The following is a 261-nucleotide window of genomic DNA, read 5'->3' on the forward strand; positions in this document are numbered from 1 at the left end:
GCGAGGTCGCTTCTCTTTGTATATGCCATTGTAGCACGTGTGTAGCCCTACTCGTAAGGGCCATGATGACTTGACGTCATCCCCACCTTCCTCCAGTTTATCACTGGCAGTCTCCTTTGAGTTCCCGACCGAATCGCTGGCAACAAAGGATAAGGGTTGCGCTCGTTGCGGGACTTAACCCAACATTTCACAACACGAGCTGACGACAGCCATGCAGCACCTGTCTCAGAGTTCCCGAAGGCACCAAAGCATCTCTGCTAA

At 52.5% G+C, this 261-nt stretch carries 1 rRNA gene; it reads right to left on the bottom strand.

The features are described 5' to 3' along the window. Nucleotides 1-261: ribosomal RNA gene (locus NWP14_RS27880) — 16S ribosomal RNA — on the bottom strand; the annotation flags it as partial.

It is taken from the genome of Klebsiella sp. C349492 (assembly GCF_042055345.1).
Taxonomy (GTDB): domain Bacteria; phylum Pseudomonadota; class Gammaproteobacteria; order Enterobacterales; family Enterobacteriaceae; genus Klebsiella; species Klebsiella scottii.